Origin of the sequence: Rhizobium sp. BK602 (assembly GCF_014195095.1) — a bacterium.
In the GTDB taxonomy this organism is placed as follows: Bacteria; Pseudomonadota; Alphaproteobacteria; order Rhizobiales; family Rhizobiaceae; genus Rhizobium.
Map to the genome: position 1 here is coordinate 456,427 of NZ_JACIBC010000006.1, position 21,087 is coordinate 477,513.

19 protein-coding genes and 1 pseudogene are annotated in these 21,087 nt (G+C 62.2%); 18 read left to right on the forward strand and 2 right to left on the reverse strand.

The features are described from left to right. Positions 1-2 precede the first annotated feature (2 nt). From FHX11_RS21370 to FHX11_RS21380, 3 genes are all read left to right on the forward strand, one after another. On the forward strand, positions 3-356 hold the full coding sequence (locus tag FHX11_RS21370; protein WP_184360355.1) for a DUF6867 family protein: 354 nt from the start codon (positions 3-5) through the stop codon (positions 354-356). Between the two features lie 163 nt (positions 357-519). Continuing rightward, positions 520-1,641 carry a branched-chain amino acid ABC transporter substrate-binding protein gene (locus FHX11_RS21375; protein ID WP_184360359.1) on the forward strand — a complete coding sequence of 374 codons (1,122 nt, stop codon included), beginning with the start codon at positions 520-522 and terminating at the stop codon, positions 1,639-1,641. Between the two features lie 251 nt (positions 1,642-1,892). Continuing rightward, entirely contained in the window at positions 1,893-2,864 is a 972-nt protein-coding gene (locus FHX11_RS21380) for a D-glycerate dehydrogenase (protein ID WP_184360362.1), read from the forward strand. Between the two features lie 23 nt (positions 2,865-2,887). Here FHX11_RS21380 and FHX11_RS21385 read toward each other — a convergent pair whose 3' ends face one another. Together FHX11_RS21385 and FHX11_RS21390 are read right to left on the reverse strand one after the other, a co-directional pair. Next, a complete protein-coding gene (locus tag FHX11_RS21385; RefSeq protein WP_184360365.1) occupies positions 2,888-3,811 on the reverse strand; it encodes a response regulator transcription factor in 924 nt (307 codons plus the stop codon). Further along, positions 3,804-7,193 carry an ATP-binding protein gene (locus FHX11_RS21390; protein ID WP_184360368.1) on the reverse strand — a complete coding sequence of 1,130 codons (3,390 nt, stop codon included), beginning with the start codon at positions 7,191-7,193 and terminating at the stop codon, positions 3,804-3,806. Before FHX11_RS21390 ends, FHX11_RS21385 begins: the two co-directional genes overlap by 8 nt. A gap of 247 nt (positions 7,194-7,440) precedes the next feature. Here FHX11_RS21390 and urtA point away from each other — a divergent pair, with 247 nt between their 5' ends. From urtA to ureG, 15 genes and pseudogenes are all read left to right on the forward strand, one after another. Further along, positions 7,441-8,730 carry an urea ABC transporter substrate-binding protein gene (urtA, locus tag FHX11_RS21395; RefSeq protein ID WP_184360371.1) on the forward strand — a complete coding sequence of 430 codons (1,290 nt, stop codon included), beginning with the start codon at positions 7,441-7,443 and terminating at the stop codon, positions 8,728-8,730. Positions 8,731-8,859: 129 nt separating this feature from the next. Beyond that, a complete protein-coding gene (gene urtB, locus FHX11_RS21400) occupies positions 8,860-10,428 on the forward strand; it encodes an urea ABC transporter permease subunit UrtB (RefSeq protein WP_246781110.1) in 1,569 nt (522 codons plus the stop codon). After that, positions 10,425-11,516: pseudogene (gene urtC / locus FHX11_RS21405) on the forward strand (urea ABC transporter permease subunit UrtC); the annotation flags it as partial. The gene urtB and the pseudogene urtC, both read left to right, overlap by 4 nt. Positions 11,517-11,589: 73 nt before the next feature. After that, entirely contained in the window at positions 11,590-12,345 is a 756-nt protein-coding gene (gene urtD / locus FHX11_RS21410) for an urea ABC transporter ATP-binding protein UrtD (RefSeq protein WP_184360380.1), read from the forward strand. Positions 12,346-12,431: 86 nt separating this feature from the next. Further along, entirely contained in the window at positions 12,432-13,127 is a 696-nt protein-coding gene (gene urtE / locus FHX11_RS21415; RefSeq protein ID WP_184360383.1) for an urea ABC transporter ATP-binding subunit UrtE, read from the forward strand. Positions 13,128-13,294: 167 nt separating this feature from the next. After that, positions 13,295-14,116 carry an urease accessory protein UreD gene (locus FHX11_RS21420; RefSeq protein ID WP_184360384.1) on the forward strand — a complete coding sequence of 274 codons (822 nt, stop codon included), beginning with the start codon at positions 13,295-13,297 and terminating at the stop codon, positions 14,114-14,116. A gap of 77 nt (positions 14,117-14,193) precedes the next feature. Next, positions 14,194-14,496 carry an urease subunit gamma gene (locus FHX11_RS21425; RefSeq protein WP_034503828.1) on the forward strand — a complete coding sequence of 101 codons (303 nt, stop codon included), beginning with the start codon at positions 14,194-14,196 and terminating at the stop codon, positions 14,494-14,496. A gap of 23 nt (positions 14,497-14,519) precedes the next feature. Continuing rightward, positions 14,520-14,825, forward strand: a complete 306-nt coding sequence (locus FHX11_RS21430) for an urease subunit beta (protein ID WP_184360387.1) — start codon at positions 14,520-14,522, stop codon at positions 14,823-14,825. A gap of 42 nt (positions 14,826-14,867) precedes the next feature. Continuing rightward, positions 14,868-15,491 carry a Urease operon accessory protein gene (locus FHX11_RS21435; RefSeq protein WP_184360701.1) on the forward strand — a complete coding sequence of 208 codons (624 nt, stop codon included), beginning with the start codon at positions 14,868-14,870 and terminating at the stop codon, positions 15,489-15,491. A gap of 3 nt (positions 15,492-15,494) precedes the next feature. Further along, entirely contained in the window at positions 15,495-17,204 is a 1,710-nt protein-coding gene (ureC, locus tag FHX11_RS21440) for an urease subunit alpha (RefSeq protein WP_184360390.1), read from the forward strand. Between the two features lie 6 nt (positions 17,205-17,210). Continuing rightward, positions 17,211-17,885, forward strand: coding sequence for a TIGR02117 family protein (locus FHX11_RS21445; protein ID WP_184360393.1), 675 nt, complete (start codon positions 17,211-17,213; stop codon positions 17,883-17,885). Between the two features lie 339 nt (positions 17,886-18,224). Continuing rightward, positions 18,225-19,085, forward strand: coding sequence for a GGDEF domain-containing protein (locus tag FHX11_RS21450; protein WP_184360396.1), 861 nt, complete (start codon positions 18,225-18,227; stop codon positions 19,083-19,085). A gap of 77 nt (positions 19,086-19,162) precedes the next feature. Beyond that, on the forward strand, positions 19,163-19,663 hold the full coding sequence (ureE, locus tag FHX11_RS21455; protein WP_184360399.1) for an urease accessory protein UreE: 501 nt from the start codon (positions 19,163-19,165) through the stop codon (positions 19,661-19,663). 6 nt (positions 19,664-19,669) lie between these two features. Further along, complete coding sequence (locus FHX11_RS21460; RefSeq protein ID WP_184360402.1) at positions 19,670-20,356, forward strand: urease accessory protein UreF; 687 nt, start codon at positions 19,670-19,672, stop codon at positions 20,354-20,356. A 106-nt stretch (positions 20,357-20,462) separates the two neighbouring features. Further along, the gene (ureG, locus tag FHX11_RS21465) at positions 20,463-21,074 is read left to right on the forward strand and encodes an urease accessory protein UreG (RefSeq protein WP_184360405.1); all 612 of its coding nucleotides are present in this window, start codon (positions 20,463-20,465) and stop codon (positions 21,072-21,074) included. Positions 21,075-21,087: the final 13 nt, after the last annotated feature.

A 21,087-nucleotide genomic window follows, 5' to 3' on the forward strand; every position in this document is an offset into this window, starting at 1 on the left:
ATATGCAGGGACTTTTCATCGATAGCGATACCGGCGGACGCCTGGTTATCCGCGTGCTGATCGTGATCCTGGGTTTCTGGACGGCCTGGCGCGCCGGCCGCGCCGTGGCGTCCAGCTGGGATTCCTATGCGCTGGCGGTCATCTATACCTTCCTGGTCGGTCTTGGCCTGCAATTTCTGCATCATGCGCTGTTCGACGGACCGGTGTTCGACCTTTCCAACTATATTCTCGACGTGGTTCTTCTGCTGATCTTCGCCACGGCTGGATATCGTTTCCGCCGCACCGACCAGATGGTGAACAATTATTACTGGCTCTATGAAAAGACCTCTGCCTTTTCGTGGAAGAAGAAGAATTGACAGCGCGCCGAAACTAGGCACAGTTTGTACACAGGGCTGGAAATGCTCGATTATTTGGCGATCGTACTTTCCGGACTTCGAAATAAAAATACCGGCGCGATGGTTGGTGGGTATTGCGCAGGGCGAGCAAACGGAACCCGCTTAAAAAATTGGGAGTAACAATATGAAGAAGTATCTCATGTCGGCCGTGGCTCTGTCGGCGATGATCGCTTTCAGCGGCATTGCGAAGGCTGACATCATCGTCGGCGTCGGCGGTCCGTTGACGGGCCCGAACGCTGCCTTTGGCGCGCAGCTCCAGAAGGGTGCCGAGCAGGCAGCCGCGGATATCAATGCCGCCGGCGGCATCAATGGCGAAAAGGTCAAGATCGAACTCGGCGACGACGTTTCCGACGCCAAGCAGGGTGTTTCGGTCGCCAACAAGTTCGTTGCGGACGGCGTCAAGTTCGTGGTCGGTCACTTCAACTCGGGCGTTTCCATCCCGGCTTCCGAAGTCTATGCCGAAAACGGTATCCTGCAGATCACGCCGGCTTCGACCAACCCGAACTTCACCGAACGCGGCCTGTGGAACACCTTCCGTACCTGCGGCCGTGACGACCAGCAGGGTGCTGTTGCCGGCAAGTACATCGCCGACAATTTCAAGGGCGCCAAGGTTGCCGTCGTCCATGACAAGACCCCCTATGGTCAGGGTCTGGCCGACGAAACCAAGAAGAACCTCAACGCCGACGGCGTGAAGGAAGTGCTCTATGAAGGCATCACCCCCGGCGACAAGGACTACTCGGCTCTCATCGCCAAGATGAAGCAGGCTGGCGTCGATTTCGTCTATTACGGTGGTCTGCACACCGAAGCCGGCCTGATCATGCGTCAGATGGCCGACCAGGGCGTCAAGGCTCACTTCATGTCGGGTGACGGTATCGTCTCGAACGAACTGGCTTCGATCGCTGGCGACGCCGTCGACGGCACGCTGATGACCTTCGCGCCGGACCCGCGCAAGAACCCGGCTTCCGCCGATCTCGTCGCGAAGTTCCGTGCCGCCGGCTACGAGCCGGAAGGCTACACGCTCTACTCCTATGCCGCCCTGCAGGTGATTGCCGCCGCCGCCAAGGCTGCCGGCTCCAACGATCCGACGGCTGTTGCAGACGCAATGAAGGCAAAGGGTCCGTACAAGACCGCCATCGGCGAACTCGGCTTCAACGAAAAGGGCGACATCACCCGTCCGGACTACGTCATGTACAAGTGGTCCAAGGGTGCCGACGGCAAGTACGGTTACGACGAAATCTCGAAGTAATCGCCGCCGCGCCGGTTTTCGGCGACGCGTCCCCAATGCGAAGCCCGGCCATCGGCCGGGCTTCTCCGTTTTGGAGTATGGATGCCGGCATTTCCTTTGCGTCGGTCATGCTTTAGAGCATTTCCGCTTTTCTTCGAATCGCGAAAACGCTCTATCCCTTTGTTTTTACGCAATTCCGGACGGAAAACCGCTACGCACTTTTCCTGGAATTGCTTTAGATCTCATTTGTCTTGGCAGGAGGATGACAAAGCATGACCAGACCCCGCATTCTCGTGACCCGGCGCTGGCCGTCGGCGGTGGAAGCTGTCCTGTCCGAGCGTTTCGATGTGGTGCTCAACACGAGCGACGCCGCCCTCGATCCAGGGCAATTGCGAGAGGCGCTGCTGACCTTCGACGCCGTGCTGCCGACCGTTTCCGACAGGCTGCCATCAACGCTTTTCGAGGGCGATGCGATCAGAACGAAGATCCTCGGCAATTTCGGCGTCGGCTTCAATCATATCGATATCGCCGCCGCCAAGGCGAAGGGCATCGTCGTCACCAATACGCCGGGCGTTTTGACCGATTGCACCGCCGATATCGCCATGTTGCTGCTGCTGTCTGTCGCCCGTCGTGGCGGGGAAGGGGAACGCGAGCTGCGGGCCGGCCAATGGAGCGGCTGGCGGCCGACGCATCTGATCGGCACGAAGGTTACGGGCAAGACCGTGGGGATCATCGGTTTCGGCCGTATCGGCAGGGCATTCGCACAGCGCTGCCATTTCGGCTTCGGCATGGATGTCGTTTTCTACAATCGCTCCGCCATCGATCCGATGGAGGCAGCCCGTTACGGCGCAATGCAATTGCCGACGATCGAGGAGGTGCTTGCCGTCTCCGATTTCGTGTCGCTGCATTGCCCCGGCGGCGCGGAAAACCGTCATCTGATGAATGCCGACCGTTTTGCGGCGATGAAGCGGCAAGCATTCCTGATCAACACGGCCCGTGGCGATGTCGTCGACGAGGCGGCACTGATCGCGGCGCTGGAACAGGGCATCATCCGGGGCGCCGGCCTCGACGTCTATGAGACGGAGCCGAGCGTGCCTGAGCGGTTGAAGGCGATGGAAAATGTCGTGCTGTTGCCGCATCTCGGCAGCGCGACGGAGGAGACGCGCACCGCCATGGGCATGAAGGTGGTGGACAATATCACCGCTTTTTTTGCAGGGCGCGAGCCGCCGGACCGGGTGGTCTGACGCGGCTTCCTGTCGAGCGGGCGTCACACCTCATGCAGCACATGCGCCGCCTTGACGGCGGCCGAAGCCCGGTTTTCGACGCCGAGCTTCACGTAGATCTGTTCCAGATGCTTGTTCACCGTGCGGGCGGAGAGGCCGAGAATCTCGCCGATATCGCGGTTTGATTTGCCTTTGGCGATCCAGAGCAGCACTTCGGATTCACGCTGGGTCAGCGCGAAATGCTGCCGCAGGATGCCGTCGTCGGCGCGCTGATTGGTGGCGGTCAGCCGGAAGAGATATTCATCCGGGCCGATGGCGCCGAGGAAGGCGAATTGCAGGGCCGCCTGTCCGCCATTGTTGATGGAGATCGGATTGTCGCGTGCCGTCCCCACGCGGTCTCGGTCACGCATGAAGGCGGCGATGTGCCGCGAGGCTAGCTCCAGCCCGTCATCGCTGCCGGTGGCGGCGTTGATGAGGCGGGTTGCCTGCGGCGTCGACCAATGGATCGCGCCATTGCCCTTGACCGCCAGCAGATGCCGGCCGGCCGCATCGAGCGCGACGCGGGCGCTCTGGGCGGAGCGGGCATTGCGCAGATGGACGCGGATGCGGGCGCGCAACTCGTCGACATTGATCGGCTTGGTGAGATAGTCGACGCCGCCCGATTCCAGCGCATGCACCACATGCTCGGTCTCGGTCAGGCCGGTCATGAAGACGACGGGGGTCTGGGCGATGCCGGCATTGGCCTTCAGCCGCCGGCAGGTTTCGAAACCGTCCATCGACGGCATGACGGCATCGAGCAGGATCAGGTCCGGGGTGATACGCTCGACGATGTTCAGCGCCGCCGCGCCAGAGGTGGCGATCAGCACGGAGAAGCCCGATTGCTCGAGCGCGTCGGTGAGGAAGCCGAGCGCCTCGGGCGAGTCGTCCACCAGCAGGACTATATCGCGGGGAAGGGCGAGCTCAGCCAATCGGTTCTACCTTTTCAGTGTCGAATTTGCGCAGGACATTCAGGAAGCCGTCGAGATCGAAAGCCTGGACATGGGTGCGCAAGGCGTCGGTGAAAGGTTGATTTTCATCCAGCTTCGCGAGGTCCGCAAGTTTCGCCTCGATGCCCCTGACATAGCCTATCTCGGCAAGGCGCATCAACTCACGCACATGCTCTGTCCCTGGACTCTTCAACGGCGGCGGCGGTTTCGGCAGGGCTGGCGCGGAGGCATCGGCATAGACCCATTTCAGGCCGAGATGCAGGGCGAGCTTGTCGTGAAGCTGGCGGATGTCGACCGGCTTTGCGATGGCGTCGTTATGGCTGTCGTCGCTATCGGCGGCAGCCGCGCCGTCGCCGATATTGGCCGACAGCATCAGGATCGGCGCCGTCTGCCCGTTTTCCCTGAGACGTGAGACGAGCTGCCAGCCATTCATGCCGGGCATGGAAATATCGACCAGGAAAAGGTCCGGCTTGATCCCCTCGATCAGCGTCAGGCAATCAGGCCCGCCGGCCGCCGTCAGCACGATGAAGTCGAGCGGCGACAGCACCTCGCGCATCAGCTCGCGATGATCCTCATTGTCGTCGACGACGACGATAGTGCGGCGCGGGCCTTCGTAGCCGGCCACCCGCTGCTCCTGCGCCGGCGGCTTCATCGGCCGTATGACCGCCGACAGCATCAGGCGCACCCGGAAGGTCGAGCCCTTGTCCTTCTCGCTGGCAACGGCGATCTCGCCGCCGAGCGTGTTGGTCAGCAGCTGCGTGATGGTGAGGCCAAGGCCGAGACCGGGCATCGGGCGGATGCTGTCGGCCTCGCCACGCTGGAAGGGTTCGTAGATGCGGGTGATGTCCTTCTCGGCGATCCCGCGGCCGGTGTCGGCGACGGTGAAGGTCGCGACCTGGCTGCGATAGCCGACCTCGAAGCGGACGTTGCCGGCATCGGTGAATTTGATGGCGTTGGAGAGCAGGTTGACGAGGATCTGGCGCAGGCGCTTCTCGTCGGTGCGGACATAGTCAGGCAGGGCGGCGGAGCGTTCGTGGATGAAGGCGAGCCCCTTGGCCTGCGCCTGCGGGCGGAACATGTCGACGATCTGGTCGAGGAAATCCTGGATGTTGATCTCGTTGGAATAGACCTGCAGGCGCCCGGCCTCGATCTTGGAAATATCCAGCAGCCCGTCGATCAGGCCGGAGAGATGCTCGGCGCTGCGGCGAATGACCTTCAGGGATGATTGCCTGGGGGCCGGAATGGTCTCGTCGCGTTCGAGGATCTGGGCATAGCCGAGTACGGCGTTCAGCGGCGTGCGCAGTTCGTGGCTGAGGCCGACGACATAGCGGCTTTTGGCGCGGTTGGCGGCTTCGGCCGCCTCCTTGGCGCTCTGCAATGCGGCGTCCGTCTTCTTGTGGGCGGCGATCTCCTTCAAGAGAAGCGTGTTCTGGCGTGAGGATTCCTCCTCGGCGACGACGCGGCTGTCATGGGCGAGCACATAGAACCAGCAGACGACGCCGGCGATGACGGCAAAGACGAAGAAGACGATGAGGATCGTGCGATCGACCACTTGCGCCGTCTCCGGTGAGGCGGCGCCCACCTGATGCGCGATCATCGCCAGGATGGCGCCGACGGCCGTTAGCGCCACGGCCACCGCGATGCCGTAGCGGCCGAGACGCGTGGCGAGCCTTGCGACGATGCTCTCCGGCAGCAAGGTCTTGGCGACGGTGCCGACCTGCGTGTTCAGCCGTGCCTTCGGCTTGCACATGTCGTGGCAGCGGCTGTCGAGCGAGCAGCAGAGGGAACAGATCGGCGCGGCATAGGCCGGGCACCAGGCCATGTCCTCCGGTTCGAACGGGTGCTCGCAGACCGAGCAGGTGATGGTGGTCAGGCTCTTCCAGCTCTGGCGCGGCTTGCGGGCGAGATAGAACTTGCCCTTGGTGGCCCAGGCGATGGCCGGCGAGGCGATGAGCGCGACGATCAGGGTGATATAGGGGGCGAGCGAGGCGGCGACGGCACCGAAGGCGCCGAAATGGGCGATGAGGGAGATCGTCGCGGAGAGCGCCATGGCGCCGAGGCCTACCGGGTTGATGTCGTAGAGATGGGCACGCTTGAATTCGATGCCGGGCGGGGCAAGGCCGAGCGGCTTGTTGATGAAGAGGTCAGCGGAGATGGTGCAGAGCCAGGCCATGGCGATGATCGAGAAGATGCCGAGCGTCTCTTCGAGCAGCTTGTAGATGCCGAGTTCCATCAACAGCAGCGCGATGGCGACATTGAAGACGAGCCATATGACGCGGCCGGGATGGCTATGCGTCAGCCGCGAGAAGAAGTTCGACCAGGCGAGCGAGCCGGCATAGGCGTTCATCACGTTGATCTTCAACTGCGAGACCATGACGAAGGCCGCCATCAAGAGCAGCGCAGCATTGTGCCAGGGGATCATGTAGCCGAAGGCGGTGAGATACATTTGTGCGGGGTCGGCGGCGCGATCCGCCGGCACGCCGGAGCTCAGCGTCAGGACGACGAGGAAGGAGCCGGCCAGAAGCTTCGGCGCGCCGATGATCACCCAGCCCGGACCGGCAAGGAAGATCACCAGGCGATGCCGCCATTTGCGGTGGCCTTCCGGCGGCAGGAAGCGCAGGAAGTCGGCCTGCTCGCCGATCTGCGACATCAGCGCCAGGATGACGGCGGAGGCCGCGCCGAACTCCACCAGATTGAAGGGTGCGGCCGTGCCCGGCATGCTCGCGGCATGATGGATGCCGGCGAAGGCCCGCCAGAGATCGAATTTGCCCCAGTCGGAAAAGGCGATGAAGACGAAGGGCAGGATGTTGAGGACGATCCAGAAGGGCTGGGTCAGCAATTGAAACCGGCTGATCAGACTGACGCCGTGCGTCACCAGCGGAATGACCATGACCGCGCTGACGATGTAGCCGATCCACAGGGGGATGCCGAGCGTCAGCTCCAGCGCGCCCGACATGATCGATGCCTCGATCGCGAACAGCATGAAGGTGAAGCTGGCATAGATCAGCGAGGTGATGGTCGAGCCGATATAGCCGAAGCTCGCGCCGCGCGTCAGCAGGTCGATGTCGACGCCATGACGAATGGCGTAGCGGCTGATCGGCAGGCCGATCGCCAGCATGGCGAGGCTGGCGACGATGATGGCGTAAAAGGCGTTGGTGGTGCCGTAGGAGAGCGTGATGGCGCCGCCGATCGCCTCCAGCGCCAGGAAGGAAATGGCGCCGATCGCCGTCTGCGAGATGCGCTGCGAGGAGAATTGCCGGGCGCTCTTGGCGGTGAAGCGCAGGGCATAGTCTTCCAGCGTCTGGTTCGCGACCCAGCGATTGTATTCGCGTCTCACTGGAATGATGCGTTGCCGCGCGGCCATGCTTACCCTTCAGCAGTCCTGCTCATGACGATCCGGCCGATACAATCCGGCAAGTCTGATCCATGTGGTAACACGGATCGGCGCGGTCCTTAAGGGCGTGTGATGCGCATATGCTGCACATTTCGCCCCGGCTCCTACGTCATATTACGTATGTGGTTTCCCCTGGCGCTGCCGGATAGTCGGGTCAGGCAACGGTCGATGTTGGTTTTACGGACCGTTGCGGTAGACAAAAAGAGGGGAACTACGGATGAAATTCAAGACTCTCGTCTCTAGCGCGCTGCTTGGCGCCATCATGTCGACGACCGCATTCCACGGGGCGTTTGCCGCCGACGACACCATCAAGGTCGGCGTCCTGCATTCGCTTTCCGGCACCATGGCGATTTCGGAAACGACGCTGAAGGATGCCATGTTGATGCTCATCGACGAGCAGAACAAGAAGGGCGGCGTTCTCGGCAAGAAGCTTGAGCCCGTCGTCGTCGATCCGGCTTCCGACTGGCCGCTCTTCGCCGAAAAGGCGCGCGAGCTGATCCAGAAGGACAAGGTTTCGGCCGTCTTCGGCTGCTGGACCTCGGTATCGCGCAAGTCGGTCCTGCCGGTCTTCAAGGAACTGAATTCGATCCTGTTCTATCCGGTCCAGTTCGAAGGCGAGGAGTCTGAGCGCAACGTCTTCTACACGGGTGCGGCGCCGAACCAGCAGGCGATTCCCGCCGTCGATTACCTGATGCAGAATGAAGGCGTGCAGCGCTGGGTGCTCGAAGGCACGGACTATGTCTATCCGCGCACGACCAACAAGATCCTCGAAGCCTATCTGAAGTCCAAGGGCGTCAAGGACGAAGACATCATCATCAACTACACGCCGTTCGGCTTCTCCGACTGGCAGACGGAAGTCTCGAAGATCAAGGCCTTCGGCGCGGCCGGCAAGAAGACCGCCGTCGTTTCCACCATCAATGGCGACGCCAATGTTCCCTTCTACAAGGAACTCGGCAACCAGGGCGTCAAGGCCGAGGATATCCCGGTCGTCGCCTTCTCGGTCGGTGAAGAAGAGCTGGCCGGTGTCGACACCAAGCCGCTGGTCGGACATCTCGCCGCCTGGAACTACTTCCAGTCCGTCGACACGCCGGCCAATGCCGAATTCATCAAGGAGTGGCACGCCTATACCAAGAACGACAAGCGCGTCACCAACGACCCGATGGAAGCTGCCTATATCGGCTTCAACATGTGGGTGAAGGCTGTCGAAAAGGCCGGCAGCACAGACCCGGACAAGGTCATCGATGCGCTGGTCGGCGTTTCCGTTCCGAACCTCACCGGCGGCTACGCCACCATGATGCCGAACCACTACATCACCAAGCCGGTGCTGATCGGCGAAGTGCAGGAGAACGGCCAGTTCGACGTCGTGTCGCAGACCCCTGCCGTGGTCGGCAAGGAGTGGTCCAACTATCTGCCCGACAGCAAGGACCTGATCTCGGATTGGCGCATGCCGCTGAACTGCGGCAACTTCAACGTTTCCACCGGCAAATGCGGCGGCAAAGGTTCCTGAGTTCCGCCGATTTGAAGCAAGACCGCCGCGGGCATGCTCCTTTGCCCGCGGCAGCTTGAGGGGACAAGCGCGATGTTCGACACATTCATTTACCGCACGATCCTGGCCCTGGTGGCCGGCTTTTGCCTGATGCTGGTGGTGACCGCCACGGCGCTGCACGCCCAGGAGGATGCGCATGGTCTCATCAATGCGCTCGGCCCGGCGAATTTCCAGCAGGCCGACGAGATCGTCAAAAACCTGGCAAAGACCGGCGATCCCAAAGTGGTGCCGGCCCTGCAGGCATTTTCGGATGGGGATCTCTATGTCCGCAAATCCGATAATCAGGTCTTCATCGCGAAATCCTCCGGCGACGGGATGGCCCTGACCGATCCGCTCACGGGGCAGACGGTCGGTCAGGAAGCCAAGGCCAATCTCGGCAAGATCAAGATCAACAACAATCTGCGCCGCTCGGTTCGTGCGGCACTCGGCGGGCTGACGCTGATGAGCCCGGATCGAGGCGTCCGGCTCGAGGCCGCGCAATCGGTGCTGAAGGCGCCGAGCGCGGATTCGCTGGAGGCGCTCGAAGCGGCGCTCCAGGGCGAAAAGGATAGTGAAATCCGCGGTGTTCTCGAAAGAGCCCGCGCCGTTGCCGTGCTCGGTTCCGATCGCCCTCTGGAGCAAAAGAAGGCGGCGATCGAGACGATCAAAAACGAAGGCGGGCGCGACGCCATCGGCATCCTCTCCTCGGTTTCCGTCGATGACAGCCTCAAGCCCGATATCGCCGCCGCCATTGCCGGCATTCAGGATCAATTGGCGATCTGGGATGCGGCGCAGAACGTCTGGTACGGTCTGTCGCTCGGCTCGGTGCTGCTGCTGGCCGCCATCGGCCTTGCGATTACCTTCGGTGTCATGGGCATCATCAACATGGCGCATGGCGAGATGGTGATGCTCGGCGCCTATTCCACCTTCATGGTGCAGAGCGTCATCCGTTCCCGTTATCCCGAGCTGTTCGACTGGTCGCTGGCGATCGCCCTGCCGGTGGCGTTTCTGGTGACCGGTGCTGTCGGCCTGGTCATTGAGCGTGGCGTCATCCGCTTTCTCTATGGCCGGCCGCTGGAAACGCTGCTCGCCACCTGGGGCATTTCGCTGATCCTGCAGCAGGCGGTGCGCTCGATCTTCGGACCGACCAATCAGGAGGTGGGCAATCCCTCCTGGATGTCCGGCTCCTTCGATATCGGCTATCTCTCGATCACCTGGAACCGTCTCTGGATCATCGTTTTTGCACTCGGCGTCTTCGTTGCCTTGCTGCTGCTGCTCAAGCGCTCGGCCTTCGGCCTGCAGATGCGGGCGGTGACGCAGAACCGGCGTATGGCCTCCTCGATGGGCATTCGCACGCCCTGGGTCGATGCCTTCACCTTTGCGCTCGGCTCCGGCATCGCCGGCATGGCAGGCGTTGCGCTCTCGCAGATCGATAACGTCTCGCCGAACCTCGGCCAGAGCTACATCATCGACAGTTTCATGGTCGTGGTGTTCGGTGGCGTCGGCAATCTCTGGGGCACGCTGGTCGGCGCCTTCTCGCTCGGCATTCTCAACAAGTTCCTCGAACCCTATGCGGGCGCTGTGCTCGGCAAGATCCTGGTTCTCGTCCTCATTATCCTCTTCATCCAGAAACGTCCGCGTGGGCTCTTCGCCCTCAAGGGAAGGGCGGTGGAAGCATGATCACGGCCTTTCTCCTCCGCTCGCTCGACCGCCGCATCAGCATCGCCATCGCGATATTGATTGCGATCGCTTTCCTCGTGCCGCTGTCGAACCTGTTGTTGCCGGAAACCAGCGCGCTGCATGTGCCGACCTATCTGATGTCGCTGTTCGGCAAGTATCTGACCTATGCGCTGCTCGCCCTGGCGCTCGATCTCGTCTGGGGCTATTGCGGTATCCTCTCGCTCGGCCACGGCGCCTTCTTCGCACTTGGCGGCTATGCGATGGGCATGTATCTGATGCGGCAGATCGGCTCGCGCGGCACCTATGGCAATCCCCTTCTGCCGGATTTCATGGTCTTCCTGAACTGGAAGGAGCTGCCCTGGTTCTGGTACGGCTTCGATCATTTCTGGTTCGCGATGATCATGGTGCTGGCGGCCCCTGGCCTGCTCGCCTTCATCTTCGGCTGGTTCGCCTTCCGCTCTCGCGTCAACGGCGTCTATCTGTCGATCATCACGCAGGCGATGACCTATGCGCTGCTGCTCGCCTTCTTCCGCAACGACATGGGTTTCGGCGGCAATAATGGCCTGACCGATTTCAAGGACATCCTCGGCTTCAACATCCAGGCCGACGGCACGCGCGCCGCGCTGTTCGCCCTGACGGCGCTGTTCCTGGCGCTGGCGCTGATGCTGTCTTCGGCCATCGTGCGTTCGAAGTTCGGCAAGGTGCTTGTCGGCGTGCGCGATGCCGAAAGCCGCACGCGCTTCCTGGGCTACCGGGTCGAGCACATGAAGCTCTTCGTCTTCGTCGTCTCGGCAATGATGGCGGGGATTGCGGGCGCCCTCTACGTGCCGCAGATCGGCATCATCAATCCCGGTGAATTCGCGCCCGCCAATTCCATCGAAGTGGTCATCTGGACGGCGGTCGGCGGCCGGGCGACGCTGATCGGCCCGATCATCGGCGCCATTCTCGTCAATGGCGGCAAGACGATCTTCACCGGCCTGTTCCCGGAATTCTGGCTCTTCGCGCTCGGTGGGTTGTTCGTCGCGGTGACGCTGTTCCTGCCCAAGGGCATCGTCGGCACGATCGCGCAATATATCGGCGGCAGGCGCAAGCCGACTCCGGTGAAGCCTAGCGCCGAGGAAACCGAGGCCAGCAAGACCATACAGGCGGCGGAGTGAGGCCATGATCCCCGACATCAAGCCCAACAGCATGCTCTATCTCAACAACGTCTCCGTCTCCTTCGACGGCTTCAAGGCGCTGAATTCGCTGTCGATCGTCATCGAACCGGGTGAGCTTCGCGCCATCATCGGCCCGAACGGCGCCGGCAAGACGACGATGATGGACATCATCACCGGCAAGACACGGCCCGACGAGGGCGAGGTGTTCTTCAACGGCCAGGTCGATCTGACGAAGAAGGACGAGGCCGATATCGCCCAGCTCGGCATCGGCCGCAAATTTCAGAAGCCGACCGTCTTCGAAAGCCATACGGTCTGGGACAATCTCGAACTGGCGCTCAACCGCAAGCGCGGCGTCTTCGCGACGCTGTTCTACCGGCTGACGCCGGAAGATCGCGATCGCATCGAGGAGATATTGGAAACGGTGCGTCTGTCGCATCGCCGCGACGAGCTGGCGGCCAATCTCTCGCATGGGCAGAAGCAATGGCTGGAGATCGGCATGCTGCTGGCGCAGGAGCCGAAGCTGCTTTTGGTCGACGAGCCCGTTGCCGGCATGACCGATGCCGAGACGGCGGAGACCGCGGTACTGCTGAAGGAGATCGCCAAGACGCGTTCCGTAGTGGTGGTGGAGCACGACATGGGCTTCATCCGCGATCTCGGCGTCAAGGTGACGTGTCTGGCGGAAGGCTCGGTGCTGGCCGAGGGCTCTATCGATTTCGTCAGCAGCGATCCGAAGGTGATCGAGAATTATCTGGGGCGGTAGGTGATATTTGTGGGTGAGGAGAGCCCCTCTCCCCTCGGGGAGAGGGTTAGGGTGAGGGGGCTTGAGGGAAAAGGAAGAGAATTGAGATGCTGACAGTCGAAAACGCAAATCTGCATTATGGCGCCGCCCAGGCGCTGCGCGGCATCTCCATCAAGGCGGAGATGGGCAAGATCACCTGCGTGCTCGGACGCAATGGCGTCGGCAAGAGCTCGCTGCTGCGCGCCGTCACCGGCCAGCATGCGCTGTCGGCAGGCACGGTTGCCTTCAATGGGGTCACGCTGAACGGCATGGCGCCCTTCGCGCGGGCCAAGCAAGGCATCGGCTATGTGCCGCAGGGGCGCGAGATCTTTCCGCTGCTGACGGTCAAGGAAAACCTGGAGACCGGCTTTGCGCCCGTGTCCCGCCGCGACCGCAACATTCCCGACGATATCTACAGCCTGTTTCCGGTGCTGAAATCCATGCTGTCGCGGCGCGGCGGCGATCTCTCCGGCGGCCAGCAGCAGCAATTGGCGATTGGGCGGGCGATGGTGACGCGGCCGAAGATACTGGTGCTGGACGAGCCGACCGAGGGCATCCAGCCGTCGATCATCAAGGATATCGGCCGGGCGATCCGTTATCTTAGGGATTCCACCGGCATGGCGATCCTGCTGGTCGAGCAATATCTCGATTTCTGCCGCGAACTTGCCGATTACGTCTATATCATGGATCGCGGCGAGATCGTGCATGAGGGGCTGGCCGAGACGCTGGACACGCCGGAGGCCCGCCGGCACCTCACCGTTTGAGGGCGGATGCCTTTCTTTTCATCGTCTGGCGAAAATAGCGGCGAAAGCGCGCTGATCGGCGTCGGCATTCCGGGGGCGGGGCATAAGGCATAGAAATTGCTTGCCTTTATTGCCTGTCGGGTTTCAATGATCCGGCATCGGCAGGATGCAATGTGTGGAGAAACGCAATGACGATGGCAGCGGCGAGCACGAGACCGCAGAGGGCGCGCGGGCGCGGCCATCTGGCGGCCAAGGCGCTTGGCGGCCGCACACGCCTTGCCGAGCTTTTCCAGGAGGGATCGGCGAAAATCAGGCTGCCGGAAACCTTCGACAATTCCATGGAAGCGGTCATCATCAACACCGCCGGCGGCCTGACCGGCGGAGACCGGATGGATTGGAGCGTCGTCGCAGGGCCGGGTACACGCATCGACGTGACCACCCAGGCCTGCGAGAAGATCTACAAGGCTGCGGCCGGCACCGCGGAAGTGGAGACCGTCATCAAGGTCGGCGCCGGGGCGCGGGTGGATTGGCTGCCGCAGGAGACGATCCTGTTCGATCGTGCCTCGCTGTCGCGCAGGCTCGATGTCGAGCTTGACGACACGGCCGAATTCCTCGCTGTTGAAGCGATCCTGCTCGGACGCAAGGCCATGGGCGAGGCGATGGCGCAGGGGCTGTTCCGCGACCGCTGGCGCATCCGTCGGGCCGGACGGCTCATCCATGCCGAAGAATTGAGGCTCGACGGCGATGTCGCGGCTTTGACCATGGAACACGCCGTGCTCGGCGGCCAGGTTGCTTTTGCGACGCTGTTTTATGCCGGGCCGTTGGCGGAAACCTATCTTGCCCAGGTGCGGCCGCGCGTTGAAGGGCATATGGGCGGCGTCAGCCAATGGCGCGACAAGCTGGTGGTCCGGCTTGCGGCCGCCGATGGCTTCGCCCTTAGAAAAATCCTGATCCCGGTCATTTCCGCCTTGCGCAATGGAGCGCCTGTGCCGAAAGTCTGGAATCTGTAGTTCCGGCATGATCCCGAAAAGTGTGAAGCGATTTTTGGACAAGATCATGCAAAACCAAACAATCATATAGGTAGGCGATGAACCTCACTCCGAGAGAAAAAGACAAGCTGCTGATTTCCATGGCGGCGATGGTGGCGCGGCGGCGGCTGGAGCGCGGCGTCAAGCTCAATCATCCCGAAGCCATCGCGCTGATCACCGATTTCGTCGTCGAAGGCGCGCGCGACGGCCGCCCGGTGGCCGAGCTCATGGAGGCCGGCGCCCATGTCATCACCCGCGATCAGGTGATGGAGGGTATTGCCGAGATGATCCACGACGTGCAGGTCGAGGCGACGTTCCCGGACGGAACGAAGCTGGTAACCGTGCACGAGCCGATCCGCTGAACGACGGGCAGAGGAGAAAGATCATGATCCCAGGCGAAATCATTGCCGCAAGCGGCGATATCGAACTCAACGTCGGCGCCTCTACCGTGACGCTGGATGTCTCCAATACCGGCGACCGGCCGGTGCAGGTGGGCAGCCATTATCATTTCGCCGAAACGAACGGGGGGCTGTCCTTCGACCGCGACAAGGCACGGGGCATGCGGCTCGACATTCCCGCGGGAACCGCCGTGCGCTTCGAGCCGGGCCAGACGCGTTCGGTGACGCTGATCCCGCTTTCCGGCAAGCGTGAGGTCTACGGCTTCCGCCAGCAGGTCATGGGCAAGCTCTAAGGTTTGCCGGGAGATCGCACCGTGAGCGGGAAACGCAGGATCATGATCGTCGGCAACGGCGAGATCGCGGAAGGGGTGGCGAGCGAGATCGACGCCGCCGATACCGTCGTGCGTTTCAACGATTGCCGTTCCTTCGGCGCCGGCGGCAGCCGCACCGATATCGTTGCGGTCTGCAATACGGGCAGGCCCGCCCGCGCCATGCTCGGTTCCGCCGAATGGCGCAAGAGCCCGCCGGTTGCGGCCGCTTCGGAGATCTGGAGCGTGCGCGATCCTGTCAAGTTCGCGGCCTTGCGTACCTCGCTTGCCCTGTCGCATCCGGAGCTCGACGATTTCTGCGACGATTACACCGACCAGTTCACCGCCTTCTGCCGCGCGACCGGCAAGCGTCATGTCGTAATCGACCAATCCGTTCATGAGCGCGTCGATGAGGCGCTTTCAGCGCATGAACCGGGGTCTTATGTCGTGCCGAGCAGCGGGCTGGTCGCGATCGGCGCGCTGATGCTGCTCTATCCCGACGACGACATCGCCGTCACCGGCTTCAGCCATACCGGTTGGGACGGTCATCCCTTCGCCGCGGAGAAGCGGCTGGTCGATTTTTATGTTTCTCTTGGCCGCCTCAGGCGCATTGCCGGCGAGCCCCCCATTCTTTCCTCCCTAGGAGCCTGATTCATGCCCTACAAAATCTCCCGCGCCGCCTATGCCAACATGTTCGGGCCGACCACCGGCGACAGGGTGCGGCTTGCCGATACCGAGCTCTTCATCGAGGTGGAGAAGGATTTCACCACCTATGGCGAGGAGGTGAAGTTCGGCGGCGGCAAGGTCATTCGCGACGGCATGGGGCAGAGCCAGGTGACGCGGGCGAACGGCGCCGTCGATACCGTCATCACCAACGCGCTGATCGTCGATCACTGGGGTATCGTCAAGGCGGATATCGGCCTGAAGGATGGCCGCATCGCCGCGATCGGCAAGGCCGGCAATCCGGATACGCAGCCGGGGATCACCATCATCATCGGGCCCTCGACGGAAATCATCGCCGGTGAAGGCAAGATCGTGACCGCGGGGGGCATGGACGCTCATATCCACTTCATCTGCCCGCAGCAGATCGAAGAGGCACTGATGAGCGGCGTGACCACCATGCTCGGCGGCGGCTCCGGCCCGGCGCATGGCACGCTCGCCACCACCTGCACCGGTGCCTGGCATATCGAGCGGATGATCGAAAGCTTCGATGCCTTTCCCATGAACCTCGCGCTTGCCGGCAAGGGGAATGCGTCGCTGCCGGCCGCCATCGAGGAAATGGTGCTGGCCGGCGCTTCTTCCTTGAAGCTGCATGAGGATTGGGGCACGACGCCGGCGGCGATCGACTGCTGCCTCTCCGTCGCCGACGCCTATGACGTGCAGGTGATGATCCACACGGATACGCTGAATGAAAGCGGCTTCGTCGAGGATACGATCGGCGCCATCAAGGGCCGCACGATCCATGCCTTTCATACCGAAGGCGCGGGCGGTGGCCATGCGCCCGACATCATCAAGATCTGCGGCCAGTCGAATGTCATCCCATCTTCGACCAACCCGACGCGGCCCTATACGGTCAATACCATCGCCGAGCATCTCGACATGCTGATGGTCTGCCATCACCTGTCGCCGTCGATCCCGGAAGACATCGCTTTCGCCGAAAGCCGCATCCGCAAGGAGACGATCGCGGCGGAAGACATCCTGCACGATATCGGCGCCTTCTCGATCATCTCCTCCGACAGCCAGGCCATGGGCCGTGTCGGCGAAGTGGCGATCCGGACCTGGCAGACCGCCGACAAGATGAAGCGCCAGCGCGGCCGGCTCGTCCAGGAGGTCGGCGACAATGACAATTTCCGCGTCAAGCGCTACATCGCCAAATATACGATCAACCCAGCGATTGCCCATGGCGTCAGCCATGAGCTCGGGTCGATCGAGGTCGGCAAGCGCGCCGATCTGGTGATCTGGAACCCTGCCTTCTTTGGCGTGAAGCCGGAAATGGTGCTGCTCGGCGGCTCGATCGCGGCGGCGCCCATGGGCGATCCGAACGCCTCGATCCCGACGCCGCAGCCGATGCATTACCGGCCGATGTTTGCCGCACACGGCAAGCTGCGCACGAATTCCTCCGTCACCTTCGTCTCGCAAGCCTCGCTCGATGCCGGCCTTGCCGGCAGGCTCGGCGTCGCCAAGAGCCTGGTTGCGGTCAAGAACACGCGCGGCGGCATCTCCAAGGCGTCGATGATCCACAACAGCCTGACGCCGCATATCGAGGTCGATCCGGAAACCTACGAGGTGCGTGCCGATGGAGAGCTTCTGACCTGTGAGCCGGCGACGGTGCTGCCGATGGCGCAGCGCTATTTCCTGTTCTGAGGAGCGATGCGGGCCGCCTTTCGCTGGCTGTTCCGCCTGATGCTGCTGGCCGTATTGGCAGTGGCGGGCGGAACGGTGGTGCCCAGGCCGCTGTTCGCGCCCGCCGAGGCCGCTTTCGAGGTGGCGGGCACGCAGCGCATCCTGGTGCTTTCCAACCCGATCCATACCGATATCGCGGTGCCGCTCAACGATGAGACCCGCGCTGCTTTCGCCTTTCTCGGAAAGGCCGGCATTCCCATGGCATCGGCGGATGCCGAATGGCTGATCTTCGGCTGGGGAGGCCGGGCCTTCTATCTGGAAACGCCGAGCTGGGCCGATCTGAAGCCGATGCCGGTGCTGCGGGCGTTGACGCTGGACAGGTCAGTGCTCCATGTCGACCTTGCAGCACATATTTCCGAGCAGCATCCTGATGTCCGTGGCTTCGATGTCGGATCGGGCGAGTTCACCGCACTGCTGGGCTTCATCGCAAACAGCTTCGAACGCCGAGGCGGGGAGATATCATCCATCGCCGACGCGGGTTACGGCGCCTCGGACCGTTTTTTCGAGGCAAAAGGCTATTTCAACGCCCTGTTCGGTTGCAACACCTGGACCGCTTCGGCCCTACGCACCGGCGGTATCCGAACCGGACTGTGGAACCCCCTTCCATGGACTTTGAAGCTGTCGCTCGCTCTTTACGATTAGGGCGATCCGAACGATGGGCTTCGGGGAGGCCGCCGACCGTCCACAGGGTTTTTATCATTGGCTGATATTGTCATGCCCTTGCCGTTGCGCGGAATGTCGCATCCCCCAGTTTTCAGGGGTTTTTACAATGACTTCAAACTAGTTCAGCATTATCAGCGACTTGTCGGGACCGGCAAATCGCTCTCATTTCCCTGGATTCGAAATATGGCTTCCGCGGTCATTTCTGGTCGTTCACAAGTTGGGAAATGCGTCGCATTTTAATCATTGCATTAAAGGCCTGGAAGCGCCTTGGCCCCTATCTCACCTCATGGAAATGCTGGGCTGAGGAAGGTGAATCGCATGAAGCAATGGATTTCGCTGCAGGCCGAATTGGGTGATTTTCAGCGCCGCCGTACGATATACACTTTCACGTTGAAGATGAGCTGCGCCGCGATCGTTCTGTCCGTCGCCATTCTTCTGGTGATGCTGCCCATATTGCAATGGCTGGGGCTGCTGCCCATGCCGATGCTGGACGCGATCCGCCTCTGCATTCTGCTCGCATCGTTCATCGGCGGCATCGTTTCGGCCGCCTTGGCGCTGCTCGCCGGTTGCGCCATTCATAAGCTTGCCGTCTCCCATGCCGAATTCGAACGGCTGAGCCGCACCGACATGCTGTCCGGCCTGCTGAACCGACGTGCCTTCACCGAGGCGTTGGAGGACGTCCGCGACAATGCCTCGCTGGTGATCTTCGATCTCGACCGGTTCAAGGCGATCAATGATCGCCACGGACACGCTTCGGGCGACGCGGTGATTGTCGCGGTGTCGCAGACCCTTTCACGGGTTTTCGGAAGCGGGGACGTGGTCGCCCGGCTCGGCGGCGAGGAATTCGGCGCCATTGTCCATGGCCGCGATATGGCCGGGCGTATCGAGCGCATCGAAAGCGTGAAGGCGCTGATCGCCGAGCAGGCCATCGCGGTCGACGGGGGAATGGTGAAGATCACCCTTTCGGCCGGCGTCGCCGATCTCTGGAGCGAGCGCAGGAAAGAGGCGGCCTATGCCGCCGCCGACAAGGCGCTCTATCTCGCCAAGGCGCTCGGCCGCAACCGCATCGTCCACGAAAGCGAATGGATGAACAATGTCTGGCATCGCTGTTCGAGCGAGGAAGAGCGCGTGGCGGTGGCCGATCATGTCGAGCAGTATCGATACGGTCACAGGATATAGAAGGTGCGGGCTTATTGGTTCTTGCGTGGAAGGCGACTATTTTGCATGGTCTGACAAAGCTTTGAATTGGATATGTCATGCAACGCGTCACTTCCTACCTGCCGGCCGGCACTCCGTCTTCCAATCCCATCGATCGCGTCGTGCTGCCGCATGATCTGCGGCATTTGCGCCGCAAGCTGCTGCATCTCGAAAACGGCGAGATGGTCATGCTCGATCTGAAGGAGCCGGTTCTGTTCGCCAATGGCGATTTGCTGGTGCGCGAGGACGGCGAATTGATCGAGATCGTTGCCGCCCCGGAAAAGCTGTTCGAGATCAGGCCACGCGACCGCCGGCATCTGATCGAGCTTGCCTGGCATCTCGGCAACCGGCACCTCTCGGCGCAGATCGAGGAGGAGCGTATTCTCATCCTGCGCGATCATGTCATCCGCTCGATGTTGGAGGGGCTGGGCGCCACGGTGACGGAGGTGAGCGAGCCCTTCCAGCCGGCGCGCGGAGCCTATCATGCCCATGGCGGCCATTCGCACGGCCATGATCATGGACATGGCCATCACGACCATCATGATCATTCGCACGATTGAGCGGCGATGACCGGGGTTTCAGCAACGGGCGATCGTGACCTGCAGGCGCTGCTGCGCCTGATGGCCTGGTTGTCGCCGGCCTTTCCTGTCGGCTCCTTCGCCTATTCCGGCGGTCTCGAACGTGCCGTGCACGACGGCCTGGTGAAGGACGCGACAGGGCTTGGGGACTGGATCGTCGCGCTTATCCGCCATGGCTCCGCCTGGAACGATGCCGTCCTGCTCGCCGAGGCGCATGGTGTGGGCGAGGATGCGGCGCGGCTGGCTAAGGTGGCCGAGCTTGCCGAGGCGCTGGCGGGCTCGAAGGAGCGGCATCAGGAAACCATGCTGCTCGGCGAAGCCTTCCTGTCTGCGGCCGGCGCCTGGTCGCATGCGGTCTTTTCGATCCTGGCGGCAAAGACCGCCTATCCCGTCGCGGTCGGCGCGGTCGCACGCGCCCATGGCATATCCTTGGAGGAGGCGCTCGCGGCTTTCCTGCATGCGCTGGCATCGCAGATGGTATCGGCAGGTATCCGTCTCGGGGTCAGCGGGCAGAAGGATGGCGTGGCGATCCTGGCGGCGCTGGAGGATGTCATCGCCGACGCCGCGAAGCGGGCCGCGCAATCGAGCCTCGACGATCTCGGCTCGGCCACGGTTCAGGCCGACATTGCCAGTCTTCGTCATGAAACCTTGGGCACTCGCCTCTTTCGTTCGTGAGGCGAGGAGCCAAGGAAATATCGCATTCGGAGCCGTTTCTACGTCATTCGCCGCTGTGCGGCAGGGGCACGTTTCGGTATCCTGTCATTCCATCGGAGTTTTGAGCATGAAATCGAGAAATGGACCTTTGCGCGTCGGCATCGGCGGGCCTGTGGGTTCGGGCAAGACGGCGCTGACCGAGAAGCTGTGCAAGGCGATGCGCGACGATTATTCCGTCGCCGTCGTCACCAACGACATCTATACGACGGAGGATGCCGAGGCGCTGGTGCGCATGCAGGCGCTGCCGTCCGACCGCATCGTCGGGGTCGAGACCGGCGGCTGCCCGCACACCGCCATCCGCGAGGACGCGACGATCAACCTGCAGGCCATTGCCGGTCTCAACGAGCGGCTTCCCGATCTCGACGTCGTCTTCATCGAATCCGGCGGCGACAATCTGGCGGCGACGTTTTCGCCCGATCTTGCCGATATCACCATCTATGTGATCTCGGTCTGCCAGGGCGAGGAAATCCCGCGCAAAGGCGGGCCGGGCATCACCAAGTCCGACCTTCTCGTGATCAACAAGAAGGATCTCGCACCCTTTGTCGATGTCGATCTCGACGTTATGGACCGCGATGCGACCCGCATGCGCCAGGCCCGTCCCTTCGTCTTCTCCGACATGAAGCGCGGCGACGGTGTCGGCACGATCGTCAATTTCCTGAAGGAACAGGGCGGCCTTTGAGCCGCCCCGTCAT

What these genes read in the sequence shown, in the direction of transcription:
- ureG (WP_184360405.1), top strand. Translation starts at nt 20,463, where the DNA reads ATGAAATCGAGAAATGGACCTTTGCGCGTCGGCATCGGCGGGCCTGTG.
- FHX11_RS21460 (WP_184360402.1), top strand. Translation starts at nt 19,670, where the DNA reads ATGACCGGGGTTTCAGCAACGGGCGATCGTGACCTGCAGGCGCTGCTG.
- FHX11_RS21420 (WP_184360384.1), top strand. Translation starts at nt 13,295, where the DNA reads ATGACGATGGCAGCGGCGAGCACGAGACCGCAGAGGGCGCGCGGGCGC.
- FHX11_RS21380 (WP_184360362.1), top strand. Translation starts at nt 1,893, where the DNA reads ATGACCAGACCCCGCATTCTCGTGACCCGGCGCTGGCCGTCGGCGGTG.
- FHX11_RS21430 (WP_184360387.1), top strand. Translation starts at nt 14,520, where the DNA reads ATGATCCCAGGCGAAATCATTGCCGCAAGCGGCGATATCGAACTCAAC.
- FHX11_RS21425 (WP_034503828.1), top strand. Translation starts at nt 14,194, where the DNA reads ATGAACCTCACTCCGAGAGAAAAAGACAAGCTGCTGATTTCCATGGCG.
- urtE (WP_184360383.1), top strand. Translation starts at nt 12,432, where the DNA reads ATGCTGACAGTCGAAAACGCAAATCTGCATTATGGCGCCGCCCAGGCG.
- ureE (WP_184360399.1), top strand. Translation starts at nt 19,163, where the DNA reads ATGCAACGCGTCACTTCCTACCTGCCGGCCGGCACTCCGTCTTCCAAT.
- urtB (WP_246781110.1), top strand. Translation starts at nt 8,860, where the DNA reads ATGCTGGTGGTGACCGCCACGGCGCTGCACGCCCAGGAGGATGCGCAT.
- FHX11_RS21375 (WP_184360359.1), top strand. Translation starts at nt 520, where the DNA reads ATGAAGAAGTATCTCATGTCGGCCGTGGCTCTGTCGGCGATGATCGCT.
- FHX11_RS21390 (WP_184360368.1), bottom strand. Translation starts at nt 7,193, where the DNA reads ATGGCCGCGCGGCAACGCATCATTCCAGTGAGACGCGAATACAATCGC.
- ureC (WP_184360390.1), top strand. Translation starts at nt 15,495, where the DNA reads ATGCCCTACAAAATCTCCCGCGCCGCCTATGCCAACATGTTCGGGCCG.
- FHX11_RS21450 (WP_184360396.1), top strand. Translation starts at nt 18,225, where the DNA reads ATGAAGCAATGGATTTCGCTGCAGGCCGAATTGGGTGATTTTCAGCGC.
- FHX11_RS21435 (WP_184360701.1), top strand. Translation starts at nt 14,868, where the DNA reads ATGATCGTCGGCAACGGCGAGATCGCGGAAGGGGTGGCGAGCGAGATC.
- FHX11_RS21445 (WP_184360393.1), top strand. Translation starts at nt 17,211, where the DNA reads ATGCGGGCCGCCTTTCGCTGGCTGTTCCGCCTGATGCTGCTGGCCGTA.
- urtA (WP_184360371.1), top strand. Translation starts at nt 7,441, where the DNA reads ATGAAATTCAAGACTCTCGTCTCTAGCGCGCTGCTTGGCGCCATCATG.
- FHX11_RS21370 (WP_184360355.1), top strand. Translation starts at nt 3, where the DNA reads ATGCAGGGACTTTTCATCGATAGCGATACCGGCGGACGCCTGGTTATC.
- urtD (WP_184360380.1), top strand. Translation starts at nt 11,590, where the DNA reads ATGATCCCCGACATCAAGCCCAACAGCATGCTCTATCTCAACAACGTC.